The following is a 16,903-nucleotide window of genomic DNA, read 5'->3' as shown; positions in this document are numbered from 1 at the left end:
CAGGAACCACAATGGCACGTTTTTTTATTGACCGCCCCATTTTTGCCTGGGTGATCGCGCTGTTCATCATGGTGCTTGGCGGCGTCGCCATCAAGCAGCTGCCGATCGCGCAATATCCGACCGTGGCGCCGCCGTCGATCGTCGTCAGCGTCGCCTACCCGGGCGCTTCCGCGCAAACGCTGGAAGATTCCGTCATCTCCGTCATCGAACGCGAGATGAACGGTGCCGAAGGCATGATCTACATGGAGTCGACCAGCCAGGCCAACGGCACCGGCTCCATCACGATCAGCTTCGAGACCGGCACCAATCCCGACCTGGCCCAGGTCGACGTCCAGAACCGCCTCGCGCGCGCGACCCCGCGCCTGCCGGCCGCGGTGACCCAGCAGGGCGTGCGCGTCGACAAGGCCCGCTCCAACTTCCTGCTGTTCACGATCCTCTCGTCCGACGACCCGACCTGGGACACCGTCGCGCTGGGCGACTACGCGTCGCGCAACGTGCTGCCGGAGATCCAGCGGATCAAGGGCGTCGGCCAGGCGCAGCTGTTCGGTACCGAGAAGGCGATGCGCATCTGGATCGACCCGGCCAAGCTGGTCGGCTTCAACCTGTCGCCGGATGACGTCAACACCGCGATCCGCCAGCAGAACGCCCAGGTGGCATCCGGCACGATCGGCGACCTGCCCGTGGCCAAGGGCCAGCAGATCACCGCGACCGTCGTCGTCACGGGCCAGCTGGCCACCGTCGAGCAGTTCGGCAACATCGTGCTGCGCGCGAATCCGGACGGCTCCACCGTGCGCCTGAAGGACGTCGCCCGCATCGAGATCGGCGGCCAGGCCTACGCCACGTCGACCCGCCTGAACGGCAAGCCGTCGACGGGTATCGGCGTGCAGCTGTCGCCGACCGGTAACGCGCTGGAAACCGCGAAGCTGATCAAGGCACGCATGAATCAGCTGCAGAAGTACTTCCCGAAAGGCATGAAGTACTCGATCCCCTACGACAGCACGAAATTCATCCAGATCTCGATCAGCCAGGTGGTGGAAACCCTGATCGAGGCCGTGATCCTCGTGTTCATCGTGATGTACGTGTTCCTGCAGAACTTCCGCTACACGATCATCCCGACCATCGTCGTCCCGGTCGCCCTGCTGGGCTCCTTCGCGACACTGCTCGCGATGGGCTTCTCGATCAACGTGCTGACGATGTTCGGCATGGTCCTTGTGATCGGTATCGTCGTCGACGATGCGATCGTGGTGGTGGAAAACGTCGAACGCATCATGTCCGAGGAAGGCCTGCCCCCGCTGCAGGCGACGCGCAAGGCGATGGGCCAGATCTCCGGCGCCATCATCGGCGTGACCGTCGTGCTGATGTCCGTGTTCGTGCCGCTGGCGTTCTTCCAGGGCGCGGTCGGCAACATCTACCGCCAGTTCTCGATCGTGATGGTGTCGTCGATCGGCTTCTCGGCGTTCATGGCGCTGTCCCTCACGCCGGCGCTGTGCGCGCACCTGTTGAAACCTGTGGAAGCGGGCCACCACATGGAGAAGAAAGGCTTCTTCGGCTGGTTCAACCGCGCGTTCACGACGGGCGCCAAGCGTTATGAAGGCATCGTCGGCAAGCTCCTCAAGCGTTCCGGCCGCGCGCTGGTCGTGTTCGTCCTGCTGGTCGGCATCGTCGGCCTGATGTTCGCGCGCCTGCCGAACTCGTTCCTGCCGAACGAAGACCAGGGCTACATCATCGCCAACATCCAGCTGCCGCCGGGTGCCACCGCCAACCGCACGAACGTCGTCCTGCATGCGATGGAAGACTATGTGCTGAAGCAGCCGGAAGTGGCCGACATGGTCGCCGTGACGGGCTTCTCGTTCACGGGCCAGGGCCAGAACATGGGCCTCGCGTTCATCCCGCTGAAATCATGGGACGAGCGCAAGGGCAAGGGCCAGAGCGCGCAGGATCTCGCGGGCCGCATCACGGGACACATGATGGGGCTGCGCGACTCGTTCATCTTCGTCGTGAGCCCGCCGCCGATCCCGGAACTGGGCCGCGGCACGGGCTTCTCGTTCCGCCTGCAGGACCGCGGCGGCCTCGGCCACGCCGCCCTGCTCCAGGCGCGTAACCAGCTTCTCGGCATGGCGATGCAGAGCAAGGTGCTGACGGGCATCCGTCCGGAAGGCCTCGAAGATGCGCCGCAGCTGAAGCTGAACATCGACCGCGACAAGGCGCAGGCCCTGGGCGTGACGTTCGGCGCCATCAACACGGCGCTGTCGACCTCGCTCGGTTCCGCGTACGTGAACGACTTCCCGAACGCCGGCCGCCTGCAGCGCGTGATCGTGCAGGCCGACGCGCCGGAGCGCATGCAGCCGGAAGACCTCCTGCGCATCAACGCCCTGAACACGAAGGGCCAGCCGGTGCCGCTGTCCGCGTTCGCGACGACCCAATGGATCACGGGTCCGATGCAGACGTCGCGCTACAACGGCTATTCGTCGATGAGCATCACGGGCGACGCCGCCCAGGGCTATTCGACCGGCCAGGCGCTCGACGAGATGCAGGCGCTGGCCGCCAAGCTGCCGGCCGGCTTCGCGTATGAATGGACCGGCCAGTCGCGCGAGGAAATCCTCGCCGGTTCGACCGTGTTCGTGCTGATCGGCTTCGCGCTGCTGGCCGTGTTCCTGGCGCTGGCCGCGCTGTACGAGAGCTGGTCGATCCCGGTGGCCGTGCTGCTCGTCGTGCCGCTGGGCGTGCTCGGTTCGCTGCTCGCGGCATCGATGCGCGGGCTGTCCAACGACGTGTACTTCAAGGTGGGCCTGATCACCATCATCGGCCTGGCCGCGAAGAACGCGATCCTGATCGTGGAATTCGCGAAGGACCTGCAGGCGCAGGGCAAGTCGCCGTTCGAGGCGGCGCTGCAGGCGGCGCACCTGCGCTTCCGTCCGATCATCATGACGTCGCTCGCGTTCATCCTCGGCGTGCTGCCGCTGGTGGTCGCCAGCGGTGCCGGCGCCGCGTCGCAGCGCGCGATCGGTACGGGCGTGATGGGCGGCATGTTGACCGCGACGGCACTGGGCGTGTTCTTCGTGCCCGTGTTCTTCGTCGTCATCCGCGGATTCTTCAAGGGCAGCGAACGCCAGCGCAAGAAGTACGCGCACGAAGAAGAAAACACTGTCATCGACTCGAAAATCTGATGAACAACATGAAACGACTCACTCCCCTGGCCCTGGCCCTCGTACTGGCCGGCTGCGTGAACCTGGCGCCCAAGTACGAACGGCCGCAAGCGCCGGTGGCAGCTGCCTTCCCGACCGTGGAAGGCACCGTCAACAGCGGCAACGCCGTCGCGAACGAAGCGCCCGCCGCCATCGCATGGCAGCGCTTCTTCACCGATCCGCGCCTGCAGCAGCTGATCACGCTGGCCCTGGAAAACAACCGCGACCTGCGCGTTGCCATCCTCAACATCGAGGCGGCACGGGCGCAGTACCAGATCCAGCGCTCGAACCAGTTCCCGGCCATTAACGCCGGCATCACGGGCCAGCGCCAGACGACGGGCAAGGACCAGCCGATCAGCAGCCTGTACCAGGCCGGCCTTTCGGTGTCGGCGTTCGAGCTGGACTTCTTCAGCCGCGTGCGCAACCTGTCCGACGCCGCGCTGGCGCAATTCCTCGCCACCGAGGAAGCGCGCAAGACGGCGCAGATCAGCCTGATCGCGCAGGTCGCCAACACGTACCTGACGTTCCTCGCGGACGAGGAATTGCTGTCCCTGACGCAGCAGACCCTGAAGACGCGCGAGGAATCGCTGCGCCTGACGAACCTGCGCTTCGAGAACGGCGTCTCGTCCAAGCTCGACCTGCAGCAGGCCGTGTCGCTCGTCGAACAGGCGCGCACCACGCTGGCCCAGGCCCAGCGCCAGCGCGCGCAGGACCTGAACCTGCTCACCCTGCTGATCGGCCAGACTATCCCCGACAACCTGCCGGCCGGCGCCACGCTCGCGACGACGAACCTGCCGGACCTGCCGGCCGGGATGCCGTCCGACCTGCTGACGACCCGTCCGGACATCCGTTCGGCCGAGCAGCAGCTGATCGCGGCCAACGCCAACATCGGCGCGGCGCGCGCGAACTACTTCCCGCGCATCACGCTGACGGGCAGCGCGGGCACGGCCAGCTCCGAGCTCTCCGGCCTGTTCAAGAGCGGCACGTTCGGCTGGACCTTCGCGCCGCAGGCGATCCTGCCGCTGTTCGACTTCGGCCGCACCCGCGCCGGCGTCGAGAGCGCCCGTGCCCAGCGCGACATCAACGTCGCGCAGTACGAAAAGTCGATCCAGACCGCGTTCCGCGAAGTGGCGGATGCCCTGGCCGGCCAGGCCACGTACAGCGAACAGCTGCGCGCCCAGCAGGCCGTGGCGGCCGCCGAGACGGACCGCTTCAACCTGTCCGACCTGCGCTACCGCAACGGCACCGCGAGCTACCTGGACCTGCTGGATGCCCAGCGCTCGCTGTTCACCGCGCAGCAGCAGGCCATCCAGGCCAACCTGCTGCGCCTGCAGAACCAGGTCACGCTGTACCGCGTGCTGGGGGGCGGCTGGAGCGAGCCGGGGCCGGCGACCGCCGCGCGCTGATGAGCCGTCGCCCCCGCGCAGGCGGGGGCCCAATTTTGCATGCGCTGTCGAAATGCATGCAGAACTTGGATCCCCGCCTGCGCGGGAAGTCGTTTCCGGCAGTGCTGGAAAGTCGTTTCCGGCAGTGCCGGAAACGACGGGTGCCGGTTTGTTTCCGCGCGCCATTGGCACGACCCCGACCGGGGCCGGCCGCGATTTCGGTATCATGAAATCGCAGGCCGGCCCCGGTTCACCATTGCATGCACGGGCGGCCCCGGCAGCCGTCGCCGGACGGCGTCCGCCAGGACCGCAACGCGCGCCGAGCCCGGCCTGTCCGGCACGGTCGCCCCTTGCGCCGCGCCCCACGCCATGCGACATTTTTTTCGTGCACACTGGAAAGCCATCGTTGCCATCGTCCTGCTCGTGCTGCTGGCGACGATGACCGTGAACCCCGGCGCCGCCATGCCGGAACCGCCTTTGGCCATGCGCCTGCGCGCGCACGTGACGGCGCTCGCGGGTGGGCCGCGGGACGCCACCTACATCGGCAACGTGCTGCAGGCGGCCGGCTATGCCGTGCAGGACCGCGGCGGGACCGGCCACGCACGCCGCATCGAAGCCGTGCTGGCCAGCGTGTCCCCGGGTGAACAAGCGGCGCGCACCTTCATCGTCGGCGCCCGCGACGACGGCGCCGAGGACGGTGCGCCCGGGACGGCGGCCGTGCTGGAACTGGCGCGCCTGCTGGCGAGCGTGCGTCCCAGCAGCGGCACCGAGATCCGCTTCGTGTTCTTCCTCGCGCCGAAAGCCGCCACGCTGCCAAACCTCGACGACGCTCCGTCCGCCGAGCGTCCGGGCAGCTTCATCGCCTACGTGGGCAGCCTTGCTTCGTCGCGCGAGGTGCAGGACGCGCTGTCCGCATTCCAGAGCATCGCGGCCGGCCCGGCGCACGGCCTGGCGACGCCCGCCTACATGCAGGGCGTGACCTTGTCCGACCGCGCCGCGTGGCACCATCCCGGCGCCGGCCTGCCCGCCCTCGTCCTCACCGACACGTCGTTCACGCGCTTCCCGTTCCGCCAGGCGGAACATGCCGCGCCGGATACGGACGAGCCGCCCGAGCAGGTCGTCTTTGACGGTATGGCGCGCGTGGTGAGCGGCCTCGCGCGCACGCTCACGGCGCTGGCCGCCGGACAGCGCGGGTAAGACCCGGCCCGCCCGCCACCGTGGCGCCCGCTGTGGTCTCCTGCTGCGCGCGCGGATACAGCCACCCGAAGACGACGGTCGCCGCCGCGGCGCCGGCCAGCTGGGCCAGCACATAGCCCGGCACGTCCGCGAGCCGGATGCCGGCGCACGTGCCCGTCGCCGCGCGCGCCAGCGTGAGGGCGGGATTGGCGAACGACGACGACGCCGTGAACCAGTACCCCGCGACGATGAACAGGGCCGCCGCATACGGCGTGACGCCGGGCCGCGTGCGCGCGCAGCCGATGATCGTGGCCAGCAGGCCGAACGTCGCGACGCCTTCGCTCCACCACAGCCCGGCGCCCGTGCGCGCCTGCGCCGCGGCCGCGAACACGGGCTCGCCGAACATCACATGCGCGAGCGCCACGCCGGCGAACGCGCCGGCCACCTGCGCGGCCAGGTACGGCAGCACGAGCGCGCCCGGCAGGTTGCGCTGCCATGCTTCGGACAGGGTGACGACGGGATTCAGGTGCGCGCCCGAGACGGCGCCGAACGCGAGGATCAGCACGACGAGGCCGCAGCCGGACGCGATCGAATTGACGAGCAGCGCGATGGCCGCATTGCCGCCCGCCAGCCGGTCGCCCATGACGGCGGAGCCGACGACGATGGCCAGCAGCAGGGCGGTGCCGAGCCCCTCGGCGACGAGGCGGCGCAAAAGATGGTCGACGTGCTTCATGGCACCATTGTCCGCGATCGGCCCTGTCCTGGAGTACCGCCATTCCAGTCTGTTCAGCCGATACGAAGACGCAGGGCCGGGCTAGACTGGCTGTCGGATCAGGGAGGGAATGATGTCGAGCAGGTCCGACATCGACACAGGCTTGGACAGGAAGCGTACGCCCGGCGGCATCGTGCCGGCCTCGATGGGATTGCCCGAGATGACGAGGGCCGGCAGTTCGGGCTGCAGGCCGCGCAGGGCGTGGATCACTTCGATGCCGTTCATGCCCGGCATGCGGAAATCGGTGATCAGCAGGTCGATCGGGCCGGCATCGCCGATGCGGACGGCGTCGCGCCCGTTACCGGCGACGGACACGCGATAACCGGCGATGCTCAGGTAGCGCTCGAATACGTACAGGATGGCTTCTTCGTCATCCACGACCAGGATGCGCGGTGGTGCGGGTGGCATCGGCCAGCTTGCCTTTCATTGAAACTAATGCAAGCGAGACTGTAACACACGGCCTCCGGGATACCCGGCACGTTTCCCTTCGTCATCCAACGCCTATTTGGGGCGGAACAGCGCGCACAGCTTGTGGCCATCCGGATCGCGCACGTACGCGAGGTACAGCGGTCCCAGGCTGCTCTCGCGCAGGCCCGGCGGCGCCTCGATCGACGTGCCGCCCTGGGCGACCGCCGTGTCGTGGAACGCGTGGACCTGTTCGGGCGACGCGCATTTGAAGCCGATCGTGGCCCCGTTCGCGCAAGTGGCATCGGCGCCGTCGATCGGTTCGGTGATGCAGAACGAGCCGCCGTCGTGGCGATAGAACAGCCGGCGCTGGCCCGTCAGGTTCGTGTTGGGGAACGGCTCGCCCACGCCGAGGACGCCCAGCACGGCGTCGTAGAAACGCTTGGAACGATCGAGGTCGTTGGAACCGACCATGATGTGACTGAACATACGTACCCTTTCTAAAGAAGTTCAACGTCCGGCAGGTTGGCAAGCACCTGGTCCCACGTATCGTAGCATTCCAGCGTCTCGACGACGACGGGCAGCGGCTCGGCCCAGATCTCCGGCAGCATCCGTTCCTCGCGCGTGCGCGTCGCGAACGCCAGCTTTTCCACGGGCGGTTCGAAGCGGGCATCGACGCCGGGCTTGTTGCCGCGCGCATCGATGCGGTACCAGCCGACGTCCTTCAGATACACGGCATTCAGGCCGTGCAGGCAGTACGGCGCCCCGCTGTCGCCGACCGACAGGCGCTGGTAGCACAGCCCCGCCGGGATGCCGTTCGCGCGCAGCAGCGCGGCGAGCAGATGGCTCTTCGCGTAGCAATAGCCCGTCCCGTGGCGCAGCACGTCGGAGGCCTTGCACGTCACGGGGTTCGCTTTGAAATCCACGCTGTGGCGGATGGCGTCGCGCACGAATTCGAAGCAGGCGCGCACGACGTCCGCTTCGGAAGTCGCGCCTTCGGCCAGCCGGCGGGCGGTGGCGAGGACGTCCGGTGTGTCGAAGTCAATGTAGGTGCTGGCGGTGAGATAGCGTTGCATGGCCGGGCCGGACGTCATCCGAACTCGCCCGCCAGCGCTGCGGCGAGCACGAGGGCAATGGTGCAGAACAGGCCGAATTGCAGGCGCCTGTTCGTGGCGGTGGCGAGGGTGGCGCACAGCCCCACGATCAGGGGCACGAACGCCAGGGTCGGATGCGTCATGATGGGAGCGGGTTGTCGAAGCCGCTACCTTAGCAGACGGGCCCCGTTCCAAAATGCGCTCTTTGTCACTCGGAGAGGAACATCTCCTGCAAGTCGTTGAGGAAGCGCTGCCCCAGTTCCGTCGGCCGGATCACGCGGAAATCGCGGTAGATCAGGCCCTTCGCTTCGGCCGCGTTCAGGTCCTTCTCGATCGCGTTGATCGGCATGCCCGTGCGTTCGCCGAACAGGTTCGGGTCGAACCCTTCCGTCAGCCGCAGCGCGTTGAGCATGAACTCGAAGCCCAGGTCGGCGCGCGCGAGCTCGTGTTCCTCGGCGACCGCATTGCCCTTCCCTGCCGCCTCCATGAACGACGCCGGCTGCTTGTAGCGCGCCTGGCGCAGCACGCGGTGCGGGAACGACAGCTTCGAATGCGCGCCCGCGCCGATGCCGAGATAATCGCCGAACTTCCAGTAGTTCAGGTTGTGGCGCGCGCGGTGGCCCGGCTTCGCATACGCCGAGACCTCGTAGTGCTCATAGCCCGCGGCGGCCGTGCGCTCGGCGATCATGTCCTGGATGTCGGCGCTCTCGTCGTCGCCCGGCAGCTCCGGCGGATACTTCGCGAACACCGTGTTCGGTTCCATCGTCAGGTGGTACAGCGACAAATGCGGCGGCGCAAACGACAGCGCCATGTCGATGTCGGCCTGCGCCTCCACCAGCGTCTGCCCCGGCAGCGCGTACATCAGGTCGAGGTTGAAATTGTCGAAATCGGCCTGGGCGATCCCCACGGCCCGGATGGCTTCCTCGGCGTCGTGGATGCGGCCCAGCGCCTGCAAATGCCGGCTGTTGAAGCTCTGGATGCCGATCGACAGGCGGTTGATCCCGCTGGCGCGGAAGGCCTTGAATTTCTCCGCCTCGAACGTGCCGGGATTCGCTTCCATCGTGATCTCGGCGTCGAGATCGAGCGGCAGCAAGGTGCGGAGGTCCGACATCAGCCGGTCCAGCCCCGCCGCCGAGATCAGGCTCGGCGTGCCGCCGCCGATGAACACTGTGTGGATCTTGCGGCCCCAGATCAGCGGCAGCGATTGTTCCAGGTCGGCGCGCAGCGCGTCCAGGTAAGCCTGTTCGGGAACCGGTTCCTTCGACTCGTGCGAATTGAAGTCGCAATACGGGCATTTGCGCACGCACCACGGCCAGTGGATGTACAGCGCCAGCGGCGGCAGCGCCGTCAGGTTCAGCGCGCCCGGTTGCAGGTATTGCAAGGCTGCCGTCGCCGGGGAGCGCGGTTCGGTGACCGGGCCGACGGGCTTGATCGGAATCATTTCAGTTTCCCGAGCTTGTCGACGAGCGCGCGCAACGCCTGGCCGCGGTGCGAGACGGCGTTCTTTTCTTCCGGCGCCAGCTCGGCGGCCGTGCGGCCGAATTCGGGCAGCAGGAAGTGCGGATCGTAGCCGAAGCCGCCCGCGCCGCGCGGCGTGTCGACGATCTGGCCGCGCCAGACGCCGTCCGCGATCACCGGTTGCGGATCGTCGGGGTGGCGCACGTACACGAGCACGCAGTAGTAATACGCCGATTTGTCGGCGTGCGCGGCCAGGTCGGCGACCAGCTTCTCGTTGTTGCGCGCGTCCGACTTCGGCTCGCCCGCGAAGCGCGCGGAATGGACGCCGGGCGCGCCACCGAAGGCGTTCACGCACACGCCGGAATCGTCGGCGAGGGCCGGCAGGCCGGTGAGGCGCGCCGCGTGGCGGGCCTTCTGCAGCGCGTTCTCGACGAAGGTGCCGAACGGTTCTTCCGCTTCGGGGACGTCGAACTCGCCCTGCGGATGCAGTTCGAAGCCGATCGGGCCCAGTAACTGGGCGAATTCCTTGAGCTTGCCCGCATTGTTGGAGGCAAGGATGAGGCGTTGGGTCATTGCTGTCTCGGTCTGGACGAAGAACTGCGTATTTTACCGCTCATCCCGCGATACGCGCAGCCGGCCGCACGCCGCCGGCACCGCCTGCGCGGGGACGACGGCGTGAAATCAAGCCCGCGGGAACACCATGCTCGCCTCGAACCCCGGCTCGAGGCGGCGCAGCGCGAGCGTACCGTCGTGCAGCTGGGTGATGGCGGTGACGATGGACAGGCCCAGGCCGTTGCCCGGCAGGTGGCGGCTCTGGTCCACGCGGTAGAAGCGGCGCGTGAGCTTGTCCATGTCCTCGAGCGGCACGCCCTGGCCATAATCGCGCACGGTCAATGCCGGCGCACCGTCGACGGTGGCCACTTCGACGTCCACCCGGCCGCCGGTGCGGCCGTACTTGATGGCGTTGTCGATCAGGCTGGCCAGCGCGCTGGCCAGCAGGTCGCGGTCGCCGCGGATGGTCGTCGGCGTGCCCGCGAAGCGCAGCGCGACGCCCTGCTCTTCCGCGGCCGCTTCGTACAATTCCGTCATGTCGTGCGCGATGGCGGCCAGGTCGAGTTTTTCGAAGGTGCCCGCGCGCACGCCGGATTCCAGCGCGGCGATCTGCAGCAGCTTGTCGAACAGCGAAATGACGCTGTCGATGTCTTCGATGGCCAGGCGCGCGTCGGCGACGAGCGCGTGCGGATCGGCCGAGGCCTGCAGCGCGCGGTCGAGGCGCGAGCGCACGCGCGACAGCGGCGTGCGCAGATCGTGCGCGATCGAATTCGAGACGTGGCGCACGCCTTCCATCAGCGCTTCGATGCGGTCGAGCATGCGGTTGATGTCGTCGGCCAGGCGCGCGAATTCGTCGTTGCCCATCACGACGATGCGGCTGGACAGCTCGCCCGCCGCGATGCGCGCCGTCGTGCGGCGGATGCGGCCGATGCGCGCTTCCAGGCGCGAGCGGAAGATCTGGGCGCCGAAGAACGCGAGCAGGATCGACACGGCGCCGCTGACGAGCAGCGCGCGCTCGACGACGCTGCGGATGGCGTCGAGTTCGATCAGGTCGCGGCCGACGATGAGCCGGCTGCCGTCGTCCAGCCGCGTCGCGATCAGGCGCACGGAGACGGGCGTGCCGCTCCGTTCCATCTGCCCGAACGCCAGATCGCCGGCAGCCGGCAGCTCGCCGTACCAGCGCCCCAGGTTGCCGGCCAGGAGGCGGCCCTTCACATCGACGAGGCCGACCACCTCGGTATCGGTGTCGATCAGGTCGTGCAGCTGGGCGTCGATTTCGCGTACGAGACCGGCGCGGCCGTCGCGGACCCACGCATCGGCGAGGTGCGTTTCCACGGCCATGATCTTGTTGTCGATCGAGTGCTCGAACACGCCCACCGTGCCGAAATAGACGATGGCGGACAGGGTCGCCATCGATGCGGCCAGCAGCAGGCCGTAGCCGACCGCCAGCCGGAACGCGATCGAGCCGCGCAGGCCGAACCGGCTGCTAGCGGGCGGACGGGCCATAGGTCGGCGCGGCGCTCAGCACGTAGCCGGCACCGCGCACCGTGTGGATCAGGGCGGGGTTGAAATCCTTGTCGATCTTGCTGCGCAGGCGGCTGATCTGCACGTCGATGACGTTCGTCTGCGGATCGAAATGATATTCCCACACGCCTTCCAGCAGCATCGTGCGGGTGACGATCTGGCCTTCGTGGCGCATGAGGTATTCGAGCAGGCGGAATTCGCGCGGCTGCAGCGTGATCGTCGTGCCCTGGCGCGTGACGCGCATCGTACGCACGTCGAGCTGCAGGTCGGCGACCTGCAGCACGGTGGCTTCGCGCGACCAGCTGTTGCGGCGGCTGAGGTTTTCCACGCGCGCCAGCAGTTCCGACATGACGAACGGCTTGGTCAGATAGTCATCGCTGCCCGCGCGCAGGCCGCGCACGCGCTCGTCGACGCTGTTCAGCGCGGACAGGATCAGCACCGGTGTGCCGTCGCCGCGCGCGCGCATCTGCTCGAGGATGCCCAGGCCGTCGACCTGGCCGGGCAGCATGCGGTCGAGGACGACGACGTCCCAGCGCGTCTCCTGCAGGCGGCGGTTGCCCGCTTCGCCATTCGTTTCCGCCTGCACGGCATAGCCGGCCGCGCGCAATCCGCTACAGAGGTAGTCGCGGGTTTCGGTATCGTCTTCGATCACGAGGCAGTTCGGCATGATTCGGCTCTTGGTGTTAAGTGGACTATAGCGCTGCGGTGCAGTATAGGCGAGTGATGGGGCCTAAAAATTACGATCAGGTAATGTCGCCATGTAGTGGTACATTACCAGATCGTAATGCCGTATTGATGCGCTGCAACGTAAAATCCGACCGTTTTCATTTCATGGAGTCCCTTTCATGGGCACTTGTTCGAGTGGCAGTTGTTGCCGGCTGAATGCCGGTCCCGCCCCGGCAAGATAACGCAGGTCCTTCCTCCTGCCGTCATCTCGCCCCAGGGCGGATGATGGTATCCACGACACACGAATCACCAAGCGCGAATGAAAGGTATGCCGTTCACCGACGGAGATACCGATGTTTCGTTGTTCCCTGTTTTACTTTGCTGCGGGCTTGACGCTCGCGGCGCCAATCGCCCGTGCCGACGAGGCCTGGAATGCGCACGTCCAGGCCACGTACGTGTGGCAGGCTAAGCCCGCCTTCGACGCCGCCTACACCGGCCCCGCCAGCCTTGCCCCGTGGCGCGAGACGGGCTATTCGTTCAGCGCCTCCGCTGCCTTCGGCGTCCGTCCGTGGGCGGGTGCCGAGCTCTACTTCGATCCGGAAGTCGTGCAGGGCAAGGCGATGTCCAGCCTGCACGGCCTGGGCGGCATGACCAATGGCGAAGAGCAGAAGACGAGCGGCACGAGCCCGACCTTCTATCGCGCCCGGCTGTTCCTGCGCCAGACGTGGAACCTGGGCGGAGATTCCCAACCCGTCGACTCCGACATGAACCAGCTGGCAGGCAGCGTGGCGAGCCGCCGCGTCGTGCTCACGGCCGGCAACCTGGCCGTGTCCGACATTTTCGACGCCAACAGCCAGGCGCACGACGCCCGCAGCCAGTTCCTGAACTGGGCCCTCGTCGCGCACGGCGCCTGGGATTTCGCGGCCGACGCGCGCGGCTACACATGGGGCGCGGCACTGGAATACTACGATGGCGACTGGGCCGTCCGCGCGGGCCGCTTCCTGCTGCCCGCCGAATCGAACGGCCTGCCGCTCGACACGCGCATCTTCGAGCACTACGGCGACCAGGTCGAGGTGGAACACCATCATGCGTGGTTCGGCCAGCCGGGCACCGTGCGGGTGCTGGCCTTCCGCGACCGCGCCCGCATGGGATCGTTCCGCGACGCGCTGGCGGCAGCCGCGCCGCCGGATGTCGGCGCCGTACGCCGCGAGCGCAGCAAGACGGGCTTCGGCCTGAGCCTGGACCAGGCAGTGGCCGGGCGTGCCGCCATGTTCGCGCGCGCCAGCCGCAACGACGGGCAATCGGAAACGTATGCGTTCGCCGAGATCGAACGGTCACTGTCCGTGGGCGCCACCCTGCAGGTCCGCGGCGCCGATACGCTGGGCATCGCCGCCGTGCGCAACGGCCTCTCGCAGGCGCACCGCGACTACCTGGCGGCCGGCGGCATCGGCGCCTTCATCGGCGACGGCCGGCTGGACTACCACGCCGAGCAGATCACGGAAACGTATTACAAGATCGGCCTGGGCCGGTACGCCGCCCTGTCGCTGGACTGGCAGCGCATCGCCAACCCGGCCTACAACGGCGCGCGCGGTCCGGTGAACGTGGCCGGCGTACGGCTGCACGGGCAATACTGAGGAGACGATCATGTTCGAACTGTTCACCCCGGGCCGGACCGGCCGCTCGTTCCTCACGACCACGCCGAACCGCTGGGACTGGGCGCTGCTGCCGCTCGTCCTCGTCGTGCTGGCACTGGCCGCGTACGGCGCGATGCAGATGGCGCGCCCGTTCGTACTGGGCCAGCCGACGCCGATCTCGCTCGATCCGGCGGTCCTCCCATACTACCTGCTGCGCACGATCCTGCGCATGTTCAGCGCGTTGGGTGCCGCGCTGCTGTTCACGTTCGCGTTCGCCGTCGTCGCCACGCGCTGGAAGAGCGCGGAAAAGATCATGGTGCCGCTGCTGGACGTGCTGCAGTCGGTGCCGATCCTGGGCTTCCAGGCCATCGCCATCGCGCCGTTCATCGCCCTCTTCCCCGGCAACCTGCTGGGTGTCGAGTGCGCCGCCGTGTTCGCGATTTTCACGTCGCAGGCGTGGAATATGGCGTTCAGCCTGTACCAGTCGATGAAGACGATCCCGCCCGAACTGGCGGAAGCGGCGCGCGTGTTCCGGCTGTCGCCGTGGCAGCGCTTCTGGCGCCTGGAACTGCCGTACGCGCTGCCGGCGCTGCTGTGGAACATGATGATGTCGATGTCCGGCGGCTGGTTCTTCCTCGTCGCCGCGGAGGCGATCTCGGTGGCGGGCCAGGACATCAAGCTGCCCGGCATCGGCGCCTACATCGCCGTCGCCATCGAACAGAAGAACGGCGGCGCCATCGCGTGGGCCATCGCCGCCATGTTCGCCGGCATCCTGCTGTACGACCAGCTGTTCTTCCGTCCCCTGCTCGCGTGGGCGGACAAATTCCGCTTCGAGGAATCGCAGGGAGAATATGCGCAGCAATCGTGGGTGCTGGACTGGGGCCGCCGCAGCGTGTGGATCCGCGCCCTCACCGACCGCATGTGGGCGGCGCTCGCGCGCACGCTCGGCTGGTTCGGCACGCCGGAACCCGTCGACGCGGCACCGCGCGTTTCCCGCTTCACGCTGTCCGCGCGCACGATCGACCGCATCGTCCTCGCGCTCGCGCTGCTGGGCGCATGGCGCTTCATCCTGTTCATCCACGCGGAGGTCGGCTGGGGCGAAGCGCTGCGCGTCGTGGGCCTCGGCTGCATCACGCTCGTGCGGGTGATGCTGCTGATCGGCCTCGCATCCCTCGTGTGGGTGCCGGTCGCCGTGTGGATCGGCCTGCGTCCCCGCTACGCGCAGGCCGTGCAGGCGCTCGCGCAATTCCTCGCCGCGTTCCCCGTGAACCTGATGTTCCCGCTCGTCGTGTACGCGCTCGTGCACCTGCGCCTGAATCCGAACGTCTGGCTCAGCCCATTGATGGTGTTCGGCACCCAGTGGTACATCCTGTTCAACGTGGTCGCGGGCGCCTCCACGCTGCCGAACGAGCTGCGGCTCGCGGCCGACAATCTCGGTCTGACGGGCTGGCTGAAATGGAAGCGCGTGTATCTGCCGGCCGTGTTCCCGAGCTTCGTGACGGGCGCAATCACCGCGAGCGGCGGCTCGTGGAACGCGAGCATCGTGGCGGAATACGTCACGTGGGGCAAGACGTCGCTCGTGGCCGATGGCCTGGGCAGCTACATCAAGCAGATGACGGACGCCGGCGACTTCCACCGCATCGCCCTCGGCATCGGGGTGATGTGCGTATTCGTCATGCTATTGAACCGCTTCTTCTGGCGCCGGCTGTACCTGCTGGCCGAAGACCGCAGCCGCTGATAGGGAGTATGAAAATGACCGACAAACTGATCGAACTGCAGGCCGTGAAAAAGGCCTTCCGCAGCGCCGACGGCGCCCCGCGCACCGTGCTGGAAGGCGTCGACTTCACGCTGGCGGACGGCGAGATCGTCGCGCTGCTGGGCAAATCCGGCTCCGGCAAATCCACGCTGCTGCGCATCGTGGCGGGCCTCGTGCCGGCCGACGCGGGCAAGGTCGAATACCGCGGACGTCCCATCCGCGGGCCGCTGTCCGGCGTCGCGATGGTATTTCAATCGTTCGCGCTGTTCCCCTGGCTGACGGTGCAGCAGAACGTGGAGCTCGGGCTCGAAGCGCAGGGCGTCCTTCCCGCCGCGCGGCGCGAGCGGGCGGACGCGATGCTCGACCTGATCGGCCTCTCCGGCTTCGGCAGCGCGCTGCCGCGCGAGCTGTCGGGCGGCATGCGCCAGCGCGTGGGCATCGCGCGCGCGCTCGTCACGCACCCGGACGTGCTGCTGATGGACGAAGCCTTCTCCGCGCTCGACGTGCTGACGGGGGAGACGCTGCGGGGCGACATCCTCGACCTGTGGGATGGCAAACGGATCCCCACGCGCGGCATCCTGATCGTGTCGCACAACATCGAGGAAGCCGTCATGATGGCGGACCGCATCATCATCCTGTCGAGCGATCCGGGCCGCGTGCGCCACGAGATCCGCATCGACCTGTCGCGCCCGCGCAATGCCGACGCGCCGGAAGTGCGCGCCCTCGTCGACGAGGTCTATGGCCTGATGACGATGCGTCCCGCCGCCGCGCCCGCGACGGCGCGCCCGGCCACCATCGACTACCGCCTGCCGGACACGGACGTGGGCCGCATGGAGAGCGTGCTGGACCTGCTCGCGGGCGCCCCGTACGACGGCCGCGCCGACCTGCCGCAGCTGTCGGAAGACACCGAGCTGCCGGACGAGGAACTGTTCCCGACCTACGAGGCATTGAACCTGCTGGGCCTCGCGCACGTCGAGCGCGGCGACATCGCGCTGACCGGACTGGGCCTGCGCTATGCCCAGGCCGACCAGGCGCTGCGCCAGACGCTGTTCGGCCAGCAGCTGTTGAAAAACGTGCCGCTGGCCGCGCGCATCCGCCGCCAGCTGGAGGACGAGACGGGCGGCGCGCTGCCGGAAGATCCGTTCATCGACCTGCTGGAAGACACGCTCGAAGCGGACCAGGCCAAGCGCATGCTGGAAGTGGCGATCGAGTGGGGCCGCTACGGCGAGCTGTATGAGTATGACTATCACACGGGCCGGCTGAAGCTGCCGGGCACGGGGAACGCGAAGGAGTGAC

General features: G+C 67.7%; 15 protein-coding genes. 6 read left to right on the top strand and 9 right to left on the bottom strand.

Annotation, left to right across the window (positions count from 1 at the left end):
* Positions 1–11 precede the first annotated feature (11 nt).
* The 3 genes from ACEN9H_RS04760 (at position 12) to ACEN9H_RS04750 (ending at position 5,767) form a co-directional block, all read left to right on the top strand.
* Complete coding sequence (locus ACEN9H_RS04760; protein WP_413673932.1) at positions 12–3,167, top strand: efflux RND transporter permease subunit; 3,156 nt, start codon at positions 12–14, stop codon at positions 3,165–3,167.
* Between the two features lie 8 nt (positions 3,168–3,175).
* Positions 3,176–4,591, top strand: coding sequence for an efflux transporter outer membrane subunit (locus tag ACEN9H_RS04755; RefSeq protein ID WP_413673931.1), 1,416 nt, complete (start codon positions 3,176–3,178; stop codon positions 4,589–4,591).
* Between the two features lie 348 nt (positions 4,592–4,939).
* Entirely contained in the window at positions 4,940–5,767 is an 828-nt protein-coding gene (locus ACEN9H_RS04750) for a M28 family peptidase (protein ID WP_413673930.1), read from the top strand.
* Here the strand turns inward: ACEN9H_RS04750 and ACEN9H_RS04745 are convergent.
* From ACEN9H_RS04745 to ACEN9H_RS04705, 9 genes are all read right to left on the bottom strand, one after another.
* Complete coding sequence (locus ACEN9H_RS04745; RefSeq protein WP_413673929.1) at positions 5,736–6,479, bottom strand: aquaporin; 744 nt, start codon at positions 6,477–6,479, stop codon at positions 5,736–5,738. The genes ACEN9H_RS04750 and ACEN9H_RS04745 overlap by 32 nt on opposite strands.
* An 81-nt stretch (positions 6,480–6,560) precedes the next feature.
* Positions 6,561–6,926, bottom strand: a complete 366-nt coding sequence (locus ACEN9H_RS04740) for a response regulator (RefSeq protein WP_413673928.1) — start codon at positions 6,924–6,926, stop codon at positions 6,561–6,563.
* Between the two features lie 93 nt (positions 6,927–7,019).
* Positions 7,020–7,412: a VOC family protein gene (locus tag ACEN9H_RS04735; protein ID WP_056136360.1), complete on the bottom strand. Its 393-nt coding sequence runs from the start codon at positions 7,410–7,412 to the stop codon at positions 7,020–7,022.
* Positions 7,413–7,423: 11 nt separating this feature from the next.
* A complete protein-coding gene (locus ACEN9H_RS04730; RefSeq protein WP_056136892.1) occupies positions 7,424–7,999 on the bottom strand; it encodes a transglutaminase-like domain-containing protein in 576 nt (191 codons plus the stop codon).
* Between the two features lie 14 nt (positions 8,000–8,013).
* Complete coding sequence (locus tag ACEN9H_RS04725; RefSeq protein ID WP_156403716.1) at positions 8,014–8,160, bottom strand: hypothetical protein; 147 nt, start codon at positions 8,158–8,160, stop codon at positions 8,014–8,016.
* Positions 8,161–8,225: 65 nt separating this feature from the next.
* Positions 8,226–9,458 carry a radical SAM family heme chaperone HemW gene (gene hemW / locus ACEN9H_RS04720; RefSeq protein WP_413673927.1) on the bottom strand — a complete coding sequence of 411 codons (1,233 nt, stop codon included), beginning with the start codon at positions 9,456–9,458 and terminating at the stop codon, positions 8,226–8,228.
* On the bottom strand, positions 9,455–10,048 hold the full coding sequence (gene rdgB, locus ACEN9H_RS04715) for an RdgB/HAM1 family non-canonical purine NTP pyrophosphatase (RefSeq protein ID WP_413673926.1): 594 nt from the start codon (positions 10,046–10,048) through the stop codon (positions 9,455–9,457). The genes hemW and rdgB overlap by 4 nt, the downstream gene beginning before the upstream one ends.
* 108 nt (positions 10,049–10,156) lie before the next feature.
* Complete coding sequence (locus ACEN9H_RS04710; RefSeq protein ID WP_413673925.1) at positions 10,157–11,533, bottom strand: ATP-binding protein; 1,377 nt, start codon at positions 11,531–11,533, stop codon at positions 10,157–10,159.
* Positions 11,514–12,218 (bottom strand): response regulator transcription factor, encoded by a 705-nt coding sequence (locus tag ACEN9H_RS04705; protein WP_056136349.1) that lies wholly within the window; start codon positions 12,216–12,218, stop codon positions 11,514–11,516. The genes ACEN9H_RS04710 and ACEN9H_RS04705 overlap by 20 nt, the downstream gene beginning before the upstream one ends.
* 352 nt (positions 12,219–12,570) lie before the next feature.
* Here ACEN9H_RS04705 and ACEN9H_RS04700 point away from each other — a divergent pair, with 352 nt between their 5' ends.
* Genes ACEN9H_RS04700 through ACEN9H_RS04690 form a run of 3 tightly spaced genes read left to right on the top strand, consistent with a single transcriptional unit; the run spans position 12,571 to position 16,902 of the window.
* A complete protein-coding gene (locus ACEN9H_RS04700; protein WP_413673924.1) occupies positions 12,571–13,851 on the top strand; it encodes a carbohydrate porin in 1,281 nt (426 codons plus the stop codon).
* A 10-nt stretch (positions 13,852–13,861) separates the two neighbouring features.
* A complete protein-coding gene (locus tag ACEN9H_RS04695; protein WP_413673923.1) occupies positions 13,862–15,589 on the top strand; it encodes an ABC transporter permease in 1,728 nt (575 codons plus the stop codon).
* Positions 15,590–15,603: 14 nt separating this feature from the next.
* The gene (locus ACEN9H_RS04690; protein WP_413673922.1) at positions 15,604–16,902 is read left to right on the top strand and encodes a nitrate/sulfonate/bicarbonate ABC transporter ATP-binding protein; all 1,299 of its coding nucleotides are present in this window, start codon (positions 15,604–15,606) and stop codon (positions 16,900–16,902) included.
* Position 16,903: the final 1 nt, after the last annotated feature.

The sequence above is a fragment of the Massilia cellulosiltytica genome (assembly GCF_047325105.1).
GTDB classification, from domain to species: Bacteria; Pseudomonadota; Gammaproteobacteria; order Burkholderiales; family Burkholderiaceae_D; genus Telluria; species Telluria orientalis.
Note: the sequence above shows the minus strand (reverse complement) of the source record. Positions and strands in the feature narration are given on the sequence as shown.